The 17524-nt window shown below is 58.3% G+C and carries 16 protein-coding genes; 6 read left to right on the top strand and 10 right to left on the bottom strand.

Annotated elements, in window-relative coordinates:
- Positions 1-95: 95 nt before the first annotated feature.
- Genes ASC80_RS07035 through ASC80_RS07025 form a run of 3 tightly spaced genes read left to right on the top strand, consistent with a single transcriptional unit; the run spans position 96 to position 2193 of the window.
- Positions 96-587: an HK97 family phage prohead protease gene (locus ASC80_RS07035; protein ID WP_056294360.1), complete on the top strand. Its 492-nt coding sequence runs from the start codon at positions 96-98 to the stop codon at positions 585-587.
- A gap of 2 nt (positions 588-589) precedes the next feature.
- Positions 590-1120: a hypothetical protein gene (locus ASC80_RS07030; protein ID WP_156464295.1), complete on the top strand. Its 531-nt coding sequence runs from the start codon at positions 590-592 to the stop codon at positions 1118-1120.
- A 2-nt stretch (positions 1121-1122) separates the two neighbouring features.
- Positions 1123-2193: a phage portal protein gene (locus ASC80_RS07025; protein ID WP_056294358.1), complete on the top strand. Its 1071-nt coding sequence runs from the start codon at positions 1123-1125 to the stop codon at positions 2191-2193.
- 28 nt (positions 2194-2221) lie between these two features.
- On the opposite strand, the gene ASC80_RS07020 is transcribed toward ASC80_RS07025, so the two are convergent.
- Both ASC80_RS07020 and ASC80_RS07015 read right to left on the bottom strand, forming a co-directional pair.
- The gene (locus tag ASC80_RS07020) at positions 2222-2503 is read right to left on the bottom strand and encodes a hypothetical protein (protein WP_056294356.1); all 282 of its coding nucleotides are present in this window, start codon (positions 2501-2503) and stop codon (positions 2222-2224) included.
- The gene (locus ASC80_RS07015) at positions 2503-2733 is read right to left on the bottom strand and encodes a hypothetical protein (protein ID WP_056294353.1); all 231 of its coding nucleotides are present in this window, start codon (positions 2731-2733) and stop codon (positions 2503-2505) included. Before ASC80_RS07015 ends, ASC80_RS07020 begins: the two co-directional genes overlap by 1 nt.
- A gap of 315 nt (positions 2734-3048) precedes the next feature.
- On the opposite strand from ASC80_RS07015, the gene ASC80_RS07010 reads away from it, so the two are divergent.
- Positions 3049-3297, top strand: coding sequence for a hypothetical protein (locus ASC80_RS07010; RefSeq protein WP_349509649.1), 249 nt, complete (start codon positions 3049-3051; stop codon positions 3295-3297).
- 62 nt (positions 3298-3359) lie between these two features.
- A complete protein-coding gene (locus ASC80_RS24140; protein WP_200941153.1) occupies positions 3360-3515 on the top strand; it encodes a hypothetical protein in 156 nt (51 codons plus the stop codon).
- Positions 3516-3585: 70 nt separating this feature from the next.
- Here ASC80_RS24140 and ASC80_RS07005 read toward each other — a convergent pair whose 3' ends face one another.
- From ASC80_RS07005 to ASC80_RS06965, 8 genes are all read right to left on the bottom strand, one after another.
- On the bottom strand, positions 3586-4089 hold the full coding sequence (locus tag ASC80_RS07005; RefSeq protein ID WP_056294352.1) for a hypothetical protein: 504 nt from the start codon (positions 4087-4089) through the stop codon (positions 3586-3588).
- Positions 4090-4243: 154 nt separating this feature from the next.
- The gene (locus tag ASC80_RS07000) at positions 4244-5041 is read right to left on the bottom strand and encodes a DUF6537 domain-containing protein (protein ID WP_200941152.1); all 798 of its coding nucleotides are present in this window, start codon (positions 5039-5041) and stop codon (positions 4244-4246) included.
- Between the two features lie 89 nt (positions 5042-5130).
- Positions 5131-5778 (bottom strand): Crp/Fnr family transcriptional regulator, encoded by a 648-nt coding sequence (locus ASC80_RS06995; protein WP_056294347.1) that lies wholly within the window; start codon positions 5776-5778, stop codon positions 5131-5133.
- Positions 5779-5940: 162 nt separating this feature from the next.
- Entirely contained in the window at positions 5941-6759 is an 819-nt protein-coding gene (locus ASC80_RS06990) for an MBL fold metallo-hydrolase (protein ID WP_244487197.1), read from the bottom strand.
- A 214-nt stretch (positions 6760-6973) separates the two neighbouring features.
- Positions 6974-9211 (bottom strand): CHASE2 domain-containing protein, encoded by a 2238-nt coding sequence (locus ASC80_RS06980; protein ID WP_056294344.1) that lies wholly within the window; start codon positions 9209-9211, stop codon positions 6974-6976.
- Positions 9212-9220: 9 nt separating this feature from the next.
- Positions 9221-10558, bottom strand: a complete 1338-nt coding sequence (locus ASC80_RS06975) for an HlyD family type I secretion periplasmic adaptor subunit (RefSeq protein ID WP_056294341.1) — start codon at positions 10556-10558, stop codon at positions 9221-9223.
- Positions 10555-12279, bottom strand: coding sequence for a type I secretion system permease/ATPase (locus ASC80_RS06970; protein WP_244487196.1), 1725 nt, complete (start codon positions 12277-12279; stop codon positions 10555-10557). The genes ASC80_RS06975 and ASC80_RS06970 overlap by 4 nt, the downstream gene beginning before the upstream one ends.
- Positions 12280-12308: 29 nt before the next feature.
- Complete coding sequence (locus ASC80_RS06965; protein ID WP_056294337.1) at positions 12309-16106, bottom strand: VCBS domain-containing protein; 3798 nt, start codon at positions 16104-16106, stop codon at positions 12309-12311.
- Between the two features lie 664 nt (positions 16107-16770).
- Here ASC80_RS06965 and ASC80_RS06960 point away from each other — a divergent pair.
- Positions 16771-17496 carry a transglutaminase-like cysteine peptidase gene (locus ASC80_RS06960; RefSeq protein WP_162244582.1) on the top strand — a complete coding sequence of 242 codons (726 nt, stop codon included), beginning with the start codon at positions 16771-16773 and terminating at the stop codon, positions 17494-17496.
- The last annotated feature ends 28 nt before the right edge of the window (positions 17497-17524 follow it).

Raw genomic sequence — 17524 nt, 5'->3', positions numbered from 1 at the left:
GTTGTTCATTTGTGATGCTGTCGTCTGATTTGACCGGCGCAGGGCTGACCTCCCCAACATCTACGAGGTCAGAGCTATGAAATCATTTTCGATCGATGACTGGTGCGCCGCTCACAACCTATCGCGCGCACGCGGAGATTTCCGAAGCGATCGCCGACACGTCATACGGCTCTGACATTCTCAAGCAGATCGACTCTGGCCTCTCGGTAGGCATCTCGCCAGGCTTTCGCATCCCGCCGCCGCGTGCCGTGGCGAAGGCTGAAGCATTCACTGACGAAGGCCATGACCCGGCCCGCGGGATGCACAACGCGGTAATCCGCACGATTTTCCAGGCGATCTTGTTCGAACTCTCGATCGTGACCCGCCCGGCCTACAAGGAAGCCAGCGTGACCGCTGACAGCATGAGCGAGCCGCTGACCGATGCGGAAAAGATCGCCGCCGGCTGGACCTGGGAAAATGGTGTGCTCGTGCCGCCGGATACTGACGCCGAAAAACTCGCGGCTGGCTGGACCTATCAGAACGGAATCCTTGTGCCGCCGTCCACAACGATCAAGCGCGCCATGCCTGCGGCGCTGCGCTGGAGGTGACCATGGCAATTACAATCAAACAGACAGAAACCGCCCCGAGCACCTATCCGACTACGTCGCCTGCGGTGACGGTGAACGATGTCGCCTGGCAGCGGATCGAACCGTACATCGCGCACCGCTACACGTCCCGAACGGTGGAATGGGTTGTCGAGGGCTGCGGGGAATGGACACCGCCGCTTAAGCCCGCGGTCATTTCCACGGTCGAAATCTGGTCGCGGGCTGGCGAATGGGAAACCGCCGTTCTCCCGGCGTCGCCGCTCGGCGGCTACTGGCTGCGCTCGTCCGGCCCATGGCGTTTCACCGGGACCGTTGGCAGCGGCTCGCCCGCACCGGCCGTTCCCGCCGCGGTGTGGGAAGCGGTGAAGCGGCTCGCGGCGTATCTGAACGCAAAGCCCGGCACGCCCGGAGCTCGATCGGAGCGCATCGAGGCCGGATCCATTTCCATTGCGCGCAGCCGTTCCGAAAGCTGGATGGCGTCGGCGCTGCAGAACAGTGGCGCGGCTGACCTGCTGCGCCCGTACAGGAAGGCTTGACGATGCGAATTATGAATCTGTTTCGGCGTGGCACCGCCAAGGTGGAAAAGCGCAGTTCCGGCAGTAGCTTTACGGCGGAAATTATCTCGGCGCGCGAAGCCTATATTTCGGGCCGGCGTGGCATTGCCGAACTGACGGCCACGGCGCAGTCCTGCGTGTCTCTATGGGAAGGCGGCTTCGCGCTCGCCGACGTCGACGGCACCGATCTGCTGAACCGCGCCACGCTAGCCCTCATGGGCCGGTCGCTGGCGCTGCGCGGCGAGTCCGTGTTCCTGATTCACGACGATGCCCTGGTGCCTTGTTCCGATTGGGACTTGCGCACGCGCTACGGCAGACCGACCGCTTACCGTTTGAGCATCCCGGAGGCTGGTGGCGGTATGACCACCACGGCACTCGCCGGCGAGGTGCTGCATGTTCGCATCGGCTGCGACCCTGCAGCGCCCTATTACGGCACCGCGCCATTGAAGCGCGCCAGCCTGACAGCCGGCATGTTGAATGCGGTCGAGTCCAGTCTGGCCGAGGTGTTCGAGAACATGCCGCTCGGCTCGCAGGTGGTGCCGTTCCCGGAAAGCCAGGACACGGACATGACCAAGTTGGGCAGCTCATTCCGTGGCCAACGGGGCCGCGTGATGCTGCGCGAGTCCGTCACCGTCACGGCGGCGGGCGGCCCTGCCCCGGCAAGCGACTGGCGGCCTGCCGACCTAACCCCGAACCTCGAGCATTCTATGGTCAAGGAAACGCTGGACGCGGCCCGTGACGCCGTGGCGACAGCGTTCGGTGTTCTTCCCGGCCTGTTCAATGCGGCGACGACCGGCCCGATGGTGCGCGAAGCGCAGCGGCACCTCGCTCAATGGACATTGCAGCCGGTCGCAACACTGGTCGCCGAGGAAGCGTCGGACAAGCTCGGCGGCACCGTCACCATGGACGTGATGCGGCCGCTGCAAGCCTACGATGTCGGCGGGCGGGCACGCGCCCTGCTCACCGTCACGCAGGCGCTCGCCATGGCTAAAACTGGCGACGTTTCGCCGGCGGACGTGGCGAAGGCACTCGAACTGGTCGACTTTGGAGAATAACGCTAAAAATATGTTTCGGGCCGCACATCTAATGGATCGTAGGAGATGTGCCAAAAAACTGACGAATCTTTTCTAAAAAAGTGAATATTGCTGTTAGCGTAGTGATGGTACCGAGGGCTATGGCAACCATCATCTCCTTGCTCGGCAGATGATTCACTCGCTCTTCGAGCTTTGCGATACGCTCGGCCAAACTGTTGCTCTTATCTTCGACACGATCGAGCTTGGGGTTCGATATTGTGTTGTGTGTCTCAAGGCCGACCACACGATTTTCAAGAGTGGCCAGCTTTCCTAGCAGCTGGTCCGGCTTCATCACTGCTTCTCCAAGGTTTCGATAACCTCTCGAAGCAACTTAATTACGGCCGTCGCCGCATGTCTTTGGACTTCAGCGACCGTTTCTGCTTGATCGAAGGCAAACGGGACGTTGATATTCAAGCTTGGAACAACGCCAACTGTGTGTACTTCCTTGTAAATATTAAGGTTTGCGCTCTGGTTGGTCGGATCGAAAGTAAATGAGCTTATGATCAGGCGTTCGTTAGCCATGGTATTCAAATCCTCGTCCTCAAGAAGCCTTTGATGCTAACTGATTCGAACGCCCGTCGACGTCTGCCAAGCGGAACGTGGGTTAGCTTGTGGGTCAGATTGAAAAATCGGAAATTCTGCAACGATAACAAAAGGACTTGCAGGACACCCCTTCCGCCAACAAACTCTCCTAATGAATTGGTTGAATTACGATTTTTCATCCACGCGCGCTGCCAGTTCGACCAGCGCCTGATCTCATCGGGTTTGCGCAAATGAGCCATCAGGAACGATCGGGGCTTGCCAGTCACATCCTGCCGGCATCGGGCACCATGATCGGTGTATCCGCCGCTGATCGGGCTGGTGAAGATCGCTGAAACTCGTATCGGGCCGAGCCACGTTGATGAGTACGCGGCATTGGCAACACTCGTGTTTTTACTGAGCGCGATCGCATCTTACCTGTCGATCCGTCATGCGGATGCGGTCAGGTTCAGCCAACGGTGCGAGATCATTGCCGACCAGACATTCCCCCTCGGGTTGGTAAGCATTGCCGCGATAGCTGTCTTCTTTGCCTATGAAGTGATCTGATAAGATCCAGACGTAGAACCCGACCGTTATGAACGATGGCTGTAGATGCGAGGGATCGACCGGTGAACAATCAGGAGCAGCAGAACAAAGTGCGCGACAAGCAAATCGCCGCGAATGAAGCCAAACGCGAGTTTTTCAGCGACGTTCGCGTCTCGACCTGGGCTATCGCAGCCGCAATTCTGGTTTGCGCGATCGGTGCCCTGCTCTACTTCAAATAATGCAGCAGACCGATAACGGGTTGGCGTTCATCCGACCGGCATGCGTTTTCGACGATGCTGTGGTCTCGAGTCACTTGGTGTCGAATGTCATGTCGACGCATTTCAGGACATCCGGCGCGACGCCCACAACAAGCTCGATACACCCCCTCGCCTTGAGCTTGGTGGAATCACTGGCCCAGATCGCAGTGCCGCCTGCCCCGAAGAAGGAATTGGTGTTAGGCGGTTCAGTCTCATTGGCATCGAACGAATAGGTGGAATCTTCGGGAAAGATGCGCGCTTTCAGCGCACAGCCGCCGCCGGTGTCGATCTTCAGGACTTCCTTGTTGTCGCGTGTGACCGCAACCGACACTTCGCACCTGTAAAACTCGGATGTCTTCGTATTGAAAATATAGGCATAGGATTTGCACTTGATATTCTGCAGCTTGCCTGCACTCAGCCCGCGGCTGCAGGAAATTCGCTGGTTGTTGCTAAGCCGAAAAGTGTCTTCGGCCTTTGCGCTATCGATCGTCCCGATCAGGAATAGCGCGCAAACCGGCAAAGCACATGACAAAGCAATTCTAAATAGGCTGACCATTTCACATCCTCTGTTCACAGTCCGCGCCGCGAATCTCTCAAGAAACAACCAACATCGGGCGCAAAGTTTAGCCTAGCCCTCGTATCCGCGCCACCATGGCAGTGGCCGATACGTCTTCTGCCATCCACAGGGAAAACGACGGTCAACGCAGTCGCTATCGAGCAGCCGCTGCGGGGGCCGATCCGCCGGAGATCAGGGAGGCAATCACCTGCTTCAGCCGATCACCCTCCAGTTGCTCGGCCGCCTGCCGTGCCGTCCGTACGGCCACGGCAAAGTCCGGGACCGACAGGCGGCCGTCGCAAACTGGTTTCACCAGTCCTTCAATGACGGCATTCCAGTTCTCGACCCCGCGCTGATAGGAAATCCCCGTACCTGTTATGAGGCGTGCGGTTTCAACGACCTCCCATGCCGCTTCATGCTGCCTGACCTGACTTCGATCGATCATATGGAGCCAGCGCTCGACCCATACCCGCTCTCGTGAAAACCGATATGAATAGGGACGAACGCGCCGCATCGCCACCAGGGCATTCAGCCACCACAACCGGGCACCAGTGCTTCCGCCAAAGTGCATGGACATGCTTGCGTCCGACCATCCCAGCCGCGTCAGCACATTGAGGATCGGCCGCGCTGCCTTCGACGGTAACATGGCCACGAGTTGGCTCGATGTGAATTTTCGCACCATCTCCGCAGCCGAGGAATGAGCATTTCCATTCGCGCTGACGACTCGATCGAGAGCAATCTGGGCACTCCGGATGGGGTCCTCGAACATCATCCGGTCTACCATCAGACGTGAAATCTCGGTGAGTATGTCTGCCAGCGGACAACCGGGACCGACGTAGCGCCCGACCCGGTCGAGATACAGCAACGCATAGTCAGGATCCTGATAATCCATCAACAGATCGACGGCCGCACTGACAACCGGAACGGCGGCCGGAGGAAGCTGCTCGGACAATTTTGCCAGCCGATTACGGGCGACCCACGGATTCCGCGCAGCCTCGCCGAAATACCGCTCTTTCAGCAGCCGTATCGGGACCGGCAGTTTCACGGCGTCGCGATCCCCGCGCTGCTTTGAGCCAATTGGGCTTCAAGCTTTCCAAGATTTTGAAACAGCCGGGCGCTGACCAGCCTGAGGAAATAAAAGCCAAACTCGGGGTTCTGAACGTAAAGCTCCTCGACCTTGCGATAGGTCATACTGAGAACCACGCCAGCTTCAAGACACTCGAGCGTCTGAGTGCGTTCGTTGGCGGGCGACAACATGCCTAGCTCGCCGACAATCGCTCCGACTGGAAGTTCGATCCCGGATTCGACAAGATGAAAGCGGCCGCTGACGATGTAAAACATCTCTTCAGCCTTCTCATGCTTGTAAAACAGCACTTCACCGGATTCGCATTTGCGTTCGGTCATGAACGGCTTCAGCCAGCTCATCGACAGGTTGCTGTTCACCGATCGCTTGACGCTCCGCACCAGCACGAGCATTTCGCGAAGCCGATAGGCGTTGAGCGGTAACAGAATCACGTGAAGAACCACGATCGGATAATTGTGGTGCATCGATGCGTACACGATCAACACGATATTGGTCAGGATGCCGAATATACGAAGCGGTATCATCGTTCGCATCGTGTAACCGGCCACGACGAATGCCGAAGCGAGCAAGCCGCCGGCGCCCGAAGCCAATCCAGACATATCCATGGGGGCCTACCTGACCTTAGAAAGAGTCCTGGTTACCGACTACGCCGTAACGAAAAAGTTAAACCCTCGCATCCGTGCAAGCACGAGACATTATATCTCAATAAACACCAGAAGCGGAGAACGCCTCCACGACGGCCCAAGCGGCCAGAAGACGAAGCCCGCTCAAATCTGAACGACCAGCCCCTCACGGGCAACAATGGTCCCCGGCCGCGATTTGGCGGCGGCCGCTGCAATCTCATCCATCATCGGATCGAGATGCTCGGGATCGTGGTGAAACAGGCACAGTGTTTTTGCCTGCGCTGTCTCCACCAGTCTCACAGCCTGCTGCCAACTTGAATGGCCCCACCCGACATGCTCCGGCAATTCGTCGTCGGTGTAAGTCGTATCGACAATAACCAGCGCGGCATCCCGTGCCAAAGCCAGAACCGCGGGATCGATTGACGCCGAACCGAGATCGGTATCGGTAATGTAGGCAATCGCCCGGCCCTGATATTCAACGCGATAGCCAGTGGCGCCACCGGGATGGTTCAAGAGCGCCGTACGTACAACGATGCCCTCACGTGGCGCCAGGACCTGGCCGGCATCGAAATCGTGAAATTCCACCGTGCCGTTGGCCGCCTCGATGCCGATCGGAAACAACGGAAAACTCATGAATTTACCAATGGCTCCCCTTATCCCTCCCGAGGATTTCAGAGTGCCGGCCCATATGCGAACGCGATGATCATGGTCGAACAGCGGGGAAAAGAACGGCAGCCCTATCATATGATCGATGTGGCAATGGCTCAGAAACAGATCCATGTCCACGACTGTCGGGTCGCTCACCAGCTCATTGCCAAGAAGGCGCAGCCCGGAGCCAGCATCGAAAACGAGAAGATGCTCACCGCAGCGAACTTCAACGCAGGACGTATTGCCACCGTAACGAACGGTGTCAGGGCCGGGACAGGGAATGCTCCCCCGAACGCCCCAGAATCGAACGGACATTGGATTCAAAGTCATCGACAATCAAACATCCGCGTCGGGACGCCCATCACCACCTGATCGGCAACAGCTTTGCACGCGCCCCCGGCGTTCGCCATATCCGCAAGGGCCACGCCGTGCAAGAAAATCACTTGCCAAGCCGGAGCGACCCTAGCTAGCCGGACACAAGGACTCAACGACCCAGCGCCTTTTTCGCGTGTGTGGCGTTTCGCCCCGGTCATTTCGTCGTCAGGGCAAACACCCCATTCCAGTTATCCGGTGGGGGAGTTTTTTGAAAGGCCAGTATCCGTTCCTGATACAGATCGTACAGCATCTTCAGGGTATGGGCCTCGTCAGCAATCCGCCCCTTCTCGATCGCAGCCAGCGCGCCCTCCCAATCCCGACTGCGATAGCAGGACAGCATCTCGAGGGTGAGGTTCCGAAGCCGCTGGAAACCGCCGGACTGGGCGAGATCTTCACGCCCGGCTATGGCGTAGATGACCTCAGGTTCGGTCTTCCCCTTCACCGTGATAAAATCGAGTTCGAGGATCGCAAACTTGTCTTTCGCGGCCAGCGCGGTCCCTGATCCGGCAATAATCGGGACCCCGTAGGATTTCGACTGCCCCTCGAGACGAGATGCCAGATTGACGCTGTCACCAAGGACCGAATAGTCGAAACGCAGGTTCGATCCCATATTGCCGACCACGCAGGTGCCGGTGTTGATGCCGATGCCAACGCGCATCGGAATAAACGGCTTGCCGGCTTCCCGTGCTTCGCGTTCGCGCTCTACGTTCAATAGTTCAATGCGGTCGATCATGTCGAGCGCCGCTTCGCAGGCGTGAATCTGATGAGTCTTATCGTCCAGCGGCGCATTCCAGAACGCCATGATGGCATCACCCATGTATTTGTCGATGGTGCCCTTGCGATCGAGAATGGCGTTCGTCAGCGGGGTCAAGAAGCGATTCATCAGCGACGTCAGGCCTTGCGGATCGCTCTTGAACGACTCCGAGATCGTGGTGAAGCCACGCACATCGCTGAACATGATGGTCATCTCACGCTCCTCACCGCCGAGAACGAGCTTCTCCGGCGACTGCGCGAGCTGTTCGACCAGCGCCGGCGAGAGGTATTGACCGAATGCCGACCGGATGCGGCGGCGCTGGGCCTGCTCCCGGACATAGCTGCTGAAAACAAGCGTCAGATAGATTGCGGTGCTCGCGACCAGCGGAAACGTGAAATCGATCAGCAGCAAATGCTGGGTGAAGAAGTACCAGGACGTGCCGATCAGAAGGCATACGATGACAGCACCGAACGCCAGCAAGGTGAACGGACCAAGGATCGGCGCAAGCCAAATGATGGCGAGACCGAAAAGAATGGCCGCCAGCATTTCCGCGCCGATCGCGTAGTTCGGCTGCGATAGCACCGAACGGGTCAGGGCACTTTCGAGAACCTGGGCGTGGACCTCGACGCCCGGCATCACCGGATCGAGCGGCGTGGTTTTGACGTCGAGAAGACCAACCGCGGAGGTCCCGATCAGAACCAGCTTTTGCGAGATCGCGTCCCTGCCGACTTTGCCTTCCAGCACATCGGCCGCGGACACGTAGCGTTTTGCGTCATGCTTGGCGAAATAAACCCAGAGCTGGCCGTTGCGGTCTGTCGGGACCTCGAAGCTCGGTACCGCGACGCTTTTAATTCCGGCCTCGTCCAGCTTGACAAGAATGGTGTCAGCCTTGGTGACGATACGCAGCATCTCGAAAGTCAGCGACGGCATCAGCTTGTCTTGCGCCAGCATGATCATCGGCACGCGGCGCACAATACCATCGCGCTCGGTGCGGATCGTGAACAGGCCGCGGCCGGGAGACGCTTCCTCCAGAACCGGTACATTCCGCAGCAACCCCGGAAAACTGAGCAAATAGGGTTTTGGATCGCCTCCCAGTGTAGCCAAGCCGGTCAACGGAAGATTGAGCGCAGGTTGCGGGACGGCCGCCGGAAGTCCGGACTCACCGAGAACAACTGGTGATTTCCGCAAAACATCCGCGAGAACCTGATCGTTGCTCGGCAGTGCTTTCAGCCTCGCCCGCGTTTCCTCATCGAGGTCATGGAAGCTATCGGCAACAAGACTGGGAGATAATCGGTCCGGCTCGGCAAATACGATATCGAACGCGATTGCGGCGGCTCCGAGTCCCGTCAGTTGCTGAACCATCTCGGCAACACGGGTGCGCGGCCAGGGCCATTGACCATACTTCGCCAGGCTTTTCTCATCGATGTCGACAATGACAACCGGCCGCTGGACGGCCTTGCGCGGCTGAATAACCTGATAAGCGTCGAAGATCTTGACGCGCAGCTCCTCGATCGGCAGCGGATCGATGACGCGGAGCATCACGAATCCCGCCAGCAGCGGCAGACACAAAATCCGCGCATAGCCGAACCGGCGCGCGAACCTGTAGACTCGCCATTGCGCGACCCTGTGGTGAACCATGCCTTGCCGTCACTTTTCCCGGAACGCACGCATGAGCTGATCGCTCAACGGCTTTGCGAGATAGGATAGCATGGTGCGCTCGCCGGTCTGGACAAAAGCCTCCACCGGCATTCCCGGTATCAACCGGACGTCCCCGAGCCGCGCCACCTCGCTGGAGGGCATCGAAATACGGATCGTATAATAGCTCTGGCCGGTGCGCTGATCCGCGGTGGTGTCGGGCGAAATGCGGCTGACCGTGCCGTTCAGCTCCGGGGTAGTCCGCTGGTTGAAGGCTGACAACCGCAGCAGCGTCCGCTGGCCGATCCGTAACTGGTCGATGTCCTGTGGATTGACCTTCGCCTCGACCGAAAGATTGTCGGTGTCCGGTACGATCAGCATGATCGTATCTCCGGCAGAGATAACGCCTCCCACGGTGTGAACCGTGGATTGTAGGACCATGCCATCCTGCGGCGCACGGATGTCGATACGCCGTAACTGATCCTCGGCTGTGATCTTCCGTTCGACCGCTTCCCCAATCTTGTCGTTAATTTCGCGGCGCTCTTTCGAAACCTCGCTGGACAGGTCCTTGTCGATCTGGATGATCTGCAGCTCAATCTCGGTCACCTTGCCCTTGGCCTGGGCCTTCTGCGCGATGAACTGGGCTCGATCGCCATCGAGACGCGCTGCATCGCGCTCCAGAGTGGTGAGGCGGGAAATCTGAATCAGATTTTTCTCGTAGAGATCCTGCACGCCGACGAGTTCTTTCCGGATCAGTTCGATCTCGCGCGACTTTGCCCTCTCCTGCGCATCGAGACCAGCCATCTCCTCTCGCAACTGCGCAATGCGTTCCCTCAGCTGTGCTTTCTGGCCGATACGTCCCATCGAGCGGACTTCAAACAACTTGCGTTCACTCATCATGACCGCAGCAGCCTCAGGATCATCTGCTTGTGCGAGAAGCTGGGGCGGAAACGTGATCGTTGTTGCTCCCGACTGCTCTGCCTCAAGCCGGGCACTGCGCGCCCAGAGCCCGTTAAGGTTTTTGGTCACTATCGCAAGGCTCGCCTTGGTCACGGTATCATCCAGACGGACCAGAACATCACCGACCTTAACCCGATCGCCATCGCGCGCCAGAACCGCCCCGACCACCCCGCCGGTCGGATGCTGTACTTTCTTGACGTTTGAATCGACCACGATGGACCCCGGCGCGATCAGCGCACCCGAGATTTCGGCCGTCGATCCCCATCCGCCGACCACGCCGACCAGAACAATGACGACGAACAGGCCGATCAGGAGGTGCGACCGGATCGAACGGCGCGAACCCGGAACGTCAAGCGATTTGAAAATGGTCGGTCGGCCCAGCCAACTCATGACTTGGTGCCTCCATCGGCAACGATCTTGACCGGTGCCTGAGACGGGGTTCGTTTCAGGACCTGATCGAGCACCGCGTCTTTCGGCCCGAACGCCTGCGCGCGGCCGTCCTTGAGAACCAGCACGAAATCGACACCTGCGATCCCGACCGGCCGGTGCGCAACGACAACGACAACACCGCCCCTTGCACGCACCGACAGAACAGCACGGGTCAGCGCCTCGTCGCCTTCGCTATCCAGATTTGAATTCGGCTCATCAAGCACAACCAGGAACGGCTGCCGATAGAGGGCGCGCGCAAGCGCGATCCGCTGGGCCTGCCCCGCTGACAGCACGCTGCCGCGATCGTCGATCTGGGTATCGTACCCGTCGCCCATTCCGATGATCAGATCGTGCACGCCCGCTTCTTTGGCTGCCGCAATGATATGATCGGAACCGGCGTCGTCCTCGAAACGCGAAATATTCTGCGCAATGGTTCCGGCGAAAAGTTCGACGTCCTGCGGCAAATACCCGATATGGACCCCAAGAGTTTCCGACGACCATTGATCGAGCGCGGCACCATCGAGACGGACCTTTCCGCGCAGCGGTTGCCAGACGCCGACCAGTGCACGGACCAGCGAGGATTTGCCCGAGCCGCTCGGCCCGATGATGCCGACGCCATGCCCTGCCTCAAGCGCGAACGTGACGTCCTGCACCACGGCTTTCTGCTGCCCCGGCGGCGTAATCGTCAGGCTTTCCACGCTCATGCGTCGGGACGGATCGTGCAGAAGTGTCGGTGTCGACACCGGAGGCAACTTTGCCAGCAGCGTGTTGAGGCGCTTCCAGCTTTGCCGGGCCACAACGAAGCCCTTCCAGTGCGCAATGGCCAGGTCGACCGGAGCCAGCGCGCGCGCGCTCAGGATCGAACCGGCGATAATAATACCGGCAGTCGCTTGTTGGTTGATAGCAAGATAGGCGCCGACACCCAGCACGGCCGATTGCAGTGTCATGCGAAGCACCTTGGCGATAGCGCCGAGGCCTCCCGATACATCGCTGGTTTGTTGATTGCTCTCGATATAGGCGCGATTGGATTCGTTCCAGAGCTTGCCGACGCGTCCGGCCATGCCCATTGCCACCAGCACCTCTGCATTCCGGCGGCTCGCCGAAACAAGATCCTGACGACGCACGGCAAGGCTCGATGCACGTCTGGCCGGAGCCTGGGTCAGATATTCCGTCACGACCGTGAGGCTGATCAGAATGACCGCGCCGACCAGTGCCGTGAGTCCGAGCAACGGGTGAAAAGCAAAGCAGATCGCAATATAAAACGGGAGCCACGGAAGGTCGAACAACGCGCCGGGACCCATTCCGGACAGAAACGAACGGATGTTGTCGAGATCACGAACCGGTTCTATTCCCTCGCCGCGACTGCCTGTGATCAGCGGGACCCGGATCACGACGTCGTAGACTCTCGCGCTGAGCATCTCGTCAAGTGCCGAACCGACGCGCACAAGAATTCGGCTGCGGATCAGATCGAGCAGTCCCTGAGACATATACAGCACAGCCGCAAGGATCATCAGCCCAACCAGGGTCGGGATGCTTCGACTCGGCAGGACGCGATCGTAAATTTCCAGCATGAAGAACGAGCCGGTGAGATAAAGAATATTTATCACCAGACTCATCGCACCGACGCCGAGAAAGGCGCTGCGGCAGGCGCGCAACGCCTCTCCGAGTTCGGTTTGTCTCAACGGTGCGGGCAACGACCAGGACCTCGCGATTAAACGATATGAAAGTCGTTTGCCGTCAAGGCTGCCTTGTGCACGCCAAGCAGCGTGATGCTATCTTGCGCCGACACGGCGATCACGGCATCGCCGTTGGTATTGTCACTCGTCATTGCAAGCAACGCACTGAAGTCCGCGACATCGGTAGCGCAGAGCTGGATATGATCATCGCCCTGATGAAAATCAGTAATAACGTCCGTTCCTGCCAGATCATTGAACACAAACGTATCGTGACCTGTGTTGCCGGTCAAATTATCCGACCCGTTTGTGGCGAAGATGGCATCGTTGCCCGCTGTCCCCGTCAACGTCGCGCCGTTGTTGCCGGCGGACTGCTGAAAGATAAAATTGAAATTATCGTTGGCACCATGATCATCAGTCACGATTATGGCGATAGTCTCTGTCGGAGAAGCTTCAGTAACAGCATATGTGAAGCCATTCTGCAGGGTCGCGTTGATCTCCGACTGTGTCCCCTCATTGCTTGCCAGAAGGACTGTTCCGTGATCGGCATTCGCCGACAGCGTCAGCGAGCTGTTACCGTTGTCCGCGTCGAACAGCGATAGCCCGGTGAATGCCGTCGAACCATTGCCGTTGTCGACCGCCTGAAATGCATTCGCCGACAGAACCGGCGCATCATTCGCGCCGTCGATCGTGAAGCAGACCGACGTCGTCGCCGGCGTCGAACCATCCGTCACGGGAATATCGAACACAACCTGATGATGATCCTCGGCTGTCAGGCTATCGACTGCGACGTTGTCCAACGCGACGGTCAACGTATGGCTCAATGTATCGAGCGTCGCGGTTCCGTAGTTGCCCGCCTTGCTGAATGTACCGTCCGGATGATTGATCCAGCCGTCGACATTCAACCTCGCCGTATCGTATGTCGCCGTTCCGTCAATGTCGGATAGCGACAGCGCAGCAACCGAGCTTGCCGTTCCGGGATCAGCCGAAGTGGCTTCTACGAGATGAACGGGCGTCGAGGCAGAGACCATGGGCGCATCGTTCGTGCCCGTGATGGTCACAACAATCGGCTGTGTCGCCACCGCGTTATGCTGATCGTCGATGCGTACATCATAGGTCACTGTGAGCGTCTGGCCATCGGCCAGGAAATCCAGCGCGTTATCCGCGATCTTGTAGCCCCAGTCGACAGAGCCAGTCCCCATTCCCGCGCTGTCGTGAGGTGTCAGTGTTTGCGCGCTCGCTGCAGCGAGCGCCGCAATCTGTGCAATGGTCAGCACCCCTCCTGACCACGCAAATGACGGCGCGCATTGCGTAACGATATGCGCGTCATTCAAATCGACATCACGGAACGTCAACGTTCCGCAGGCCTCACCGAGGCTCGTCGTATTTCCGGTGGTATCGGCCAGTTCGCTGAAACCGCCCTGCGCGGCCGAAACGTCGCTGGTGATTGTCGGGACGTCATTGGTGCCGCTATAGATATTGACGGTCACTGTCGCGGTCGCCGTACCGCCGTTGTGATCGTCGATCCGAACCGTGGATATCAGCGTGACGGTCTCATCCTGCGCGAGGAAGTCGAGATTGTTGTCGGGGACGCTATAGGACCAGACAACCGTGCCATCGTGAGAGAACGCTGTCGGCGTGATTGAAAAGGCCGACTTGATAGCGTCAGCCTGATCCGCCGTGAGAGTCAAAACCGTTTGGCCGTCTGCAGCAATATAGCAGACGCTCTGGCCACAAACGGAGGCCGTCGGCGTATCGGTGAGATCGACATCGGTAAAGTGGATCGAACCGCCACACGCCGCATCCGGCGTGGGATCGTCGGTCTGTCCGGGCAATTCGTTGATGGTCGCAACCTGAGCAGATTCACCGACGGAAATCACAGGCGTATCGTTACTACCGGTAACGGTGACGAAAACATCTTGCGTTGCAATAGCGCCACGCGCATCGGTCAACTGAATGGTGTATTTCAGCGTGACCGAATCATGAGCACCGAGATAGTCGAAGATGCTATCGGGCGCGGCGAAACTGCCTGTCGCCTGCCCGGTCACACTATCGAACTCCTTGGCGATGCCGCCGAAGGTCAGAAAACTCATCAGCGTGACGTGATCGGGCAAGCCCGCAACCTCTCCCGAGGTCGCAGCCACATCCATCACCTGAATGGAATAGCCCAATCCGACGTCTGAAAAATCAGGATCGTGAAACGGCAGCGTCACGTCACTGGTGACCGGATCCTGATGTCCAGTCTGATCGTCCGTTTCGGCATGAGCAGCAACGATCGGCGCATCGCTGATTTCAAAAACCGGCGCGTCGTTTTTGCCGGTGATGATGAAAGGGATGGTCAGGTGCGTCTTGTCCGGGCCGGACCGGCTATCAAACTCGAGCTTGTAAGTCAGCGTCTCGCCTTCATTTAGAAAGTTGAAATCATGGCGATCGAATGTGACTTTACCTGTCGTCTGATTGACGTGAACCAGTGTCAGAGGATTGAAATCCTCCGGCAGCGGGATCGAACTGTTCACGGATACGAATTTGGCACTATTGGGGATGAACGGAACGGCGACATCGAAGAATGGCGCCGAGCCGATATCCGGGTCGTTGATCAGCACATGATCTGAAATCTTGAAGCTGTCAGTTGTGACGACGAACGCCTGAATTGCAAAGGCAGGCGCCGCGTTGAACAACGCAGGGGAATTGATATAGACCTTGTCCACCGTCGCGATCTTGCCCGTAACCGGATCGTATGAACCGGTCTTGACCTCAATCGAGAGAATGGACGTCGATGAGCCCGGGGAACTGTTTGCCGGTGTATGCACATCGGCCAGATTGTTGCCGCTGGATCCCGAGCCGCTCTTGTTGGATTTCGGGGTTGCATCGTCGGGCGTGTAGTTCGGAAAATAGAGCTGAAAAATCTGTTGAACGAGCGCCTTCGTGATCTGTTGATCGCCCGGCGTCGCCGGCTGTTCGTTCGCGGTGATCTGATTGTTGCTCGCCGACACGAAAGTAACCTGCCCGGCCTGCGAGATCGTCCCGATCAACTGGCCGGTGGTCTTGTTGTAGAGATTGTACGATCCGGTATGCCCGTCGGGTTCGACAAGAACCGAGAACTTTGTCGGTCCGTCGTCCGCGGCGATTTCGACCAGAACGGCGGTGCCACGGATACCCATCGTCGCCACCGGCGTATCGACGCGCATATCGCCGTTCTTCGCGGTCTGTCCGGCGACAAACGTAATTGTCCCCTGCACGAGACTGATAAGCGATGAGTTCGACGATCCGGAAGGATCGTAGATCATCTCATTGAGGACCATCCGGGCATTCGCGCCCATCCCGAACGCGCTACCGTCGATGAACGTGATGCCTATCGACGAGCCCGATCCGGTCTGGACGACATCACCCTTCAGAACCGCATCGCCGACATTGAGTTCGACGGTCACGCCATTACGGATGACGCTGGCGCTGCCCGACAGCTTCATCACCTGGCCGATCGCCTGGCCGCCGGACGACGTGCCGGCGGCTTGCGCGTAGACCGTATGACCCGTCAATGCCTCGACGATCGATGCGGACAGGCTCGCACCATCCCTGGAAGCGAGTACCGGCCGGATTTCGCCTTTGAAATAGTCATGGAGGGTAAAATTGCGGCCCTCACCTGACAGGATCAGGTCGTCCCCCGAGCGCTGCATGTCTCCTGAAAACAGCAGATGAGCATCGGGAATCGTAACGACAGCCGAGTGCCCGTCATAAGTACCGGAGCCTGAAGCATGCCCGAAATGAAACAGCCCTTCGTCAGGCGTGACGAGCGCATCTCCAATCAATGAGTGCTCGAACTTGCCGGAAAAATTCACGACCGTCAGCCGATCTCAAAAGGTTAATTTTTTCAAAACAATAAATTCTCATCGCTCTTAGCATCGAACGCAATCCGTCAGATAGCGGCTTCAATGAAACGGCACAGTTCTGGAGCTCGCTCCTGTTCGTTAACCACCCTCTTTGGACGGCCCAAGCACCAGGAAAAGAAGCCAGCAATGCCATCTTTCACGGAAAACAGACCTGTCCGCCCTGATACCGAAAATAACTGGCGCCGACACAAGAATTAGACGCTTGGATTCAACATCGAAAGTCATTGCTTTTCGTTGAAGTAGAAATCTATGCTCAATGTATACTTCAAGACTAGATCTAACTTCGTTTAAATACTATAAAATATCCGAAAATCTGTGCCTCGCGGCTCGTATTAGCCGTACTTCAAATTCTACTTAAATGACACAGCATTCCTTTCGCATACTTCCATCCAGATCACCCGAAAGCATGAGCCTTTAATCGATAAAAACGTTGCGGCTCTAGGTTCGCGCCCCAAACGATCCGGCCACGAGCCTGCAGATCTCTGCGCGCCGATGCCCGGACGCAGGGCGTCACATGTCGGCTTTTCGTATTCCCGGAATGTTCGCAGTTGCGGTGCTATGCGCCACAACGTTCACGGCACAAAACGCCGCCCCGGCATTGGCTGGGCCGACCATGTCAATTGATGCTCCAATTCCACCCACGCCCCGTGCAGGACTGGTCGAGCCATTCGGCCGACTGACAGCGCCCATATTCGAAAGCCCGCTCACCGCGAAATGGCTTGAGGTCGAGCGCTCGATCGAAGCGGACCTGGAAATCATCGCCAATTGCCGTCGCGATCGCAGCAACTGCACGTCACCGCAAGCCGGCCAGTTTCTGGATATTATCGAGGAAGCTCGCGAACACAGCGGCCTCGCCCGCTTCGGCATCGTCAATCGCGCCATCAATCTCGCAATCCGGCCGCAGAGCGATTGGGCTCTCCATGGCGTCGAGGACCGCTGGAGCTCGCCGCTCGCCACACTCGCGGCGGGCGCCGGCGATTGCGAGGACTATGCGATCGCCAAGTTCGTTGCTCTGCGCGAGGCCGGTGTTGCCGCCAGCGACCTTCGCCTGGTGATCGTACGTGACGCGCAAACGGTCGAAGACCACGCTGTAGTCGCCGCCCGGCTCGACGGCCGCTGGCGCGTTCTCGACAATCGCAATATGGCGCTGGCGGAAGATATCGCGATCTACCGTTACCGTCCGATGTTCGTCATCGGCACCGGAGGGGTGGAGCGGTCAGAGGGTCCGGTGCTAGCGCGCGTTACACCGGCAGGCGACGGCCACAATCCGCCGCCGGATGATGTCGCCCCGGCAGCGCTGGACTATGCGATCGACGCAACCATGGCGAGTGCACTCTAGCCTGCGGAAATCGCATCGCCAGGCAAAC

It is taken from the genome of Afipia sp. Root123D2, assembly GCF_001425835.1.
Lineage (GTDB): Bacteria > Pseudomonadota > Alphaproteobacteria > Rhizobiales > Xanthobacteraceae > Afipia.
This window is presented reverse-complemented; position numbering and strand designations above follow the sequence as displayed.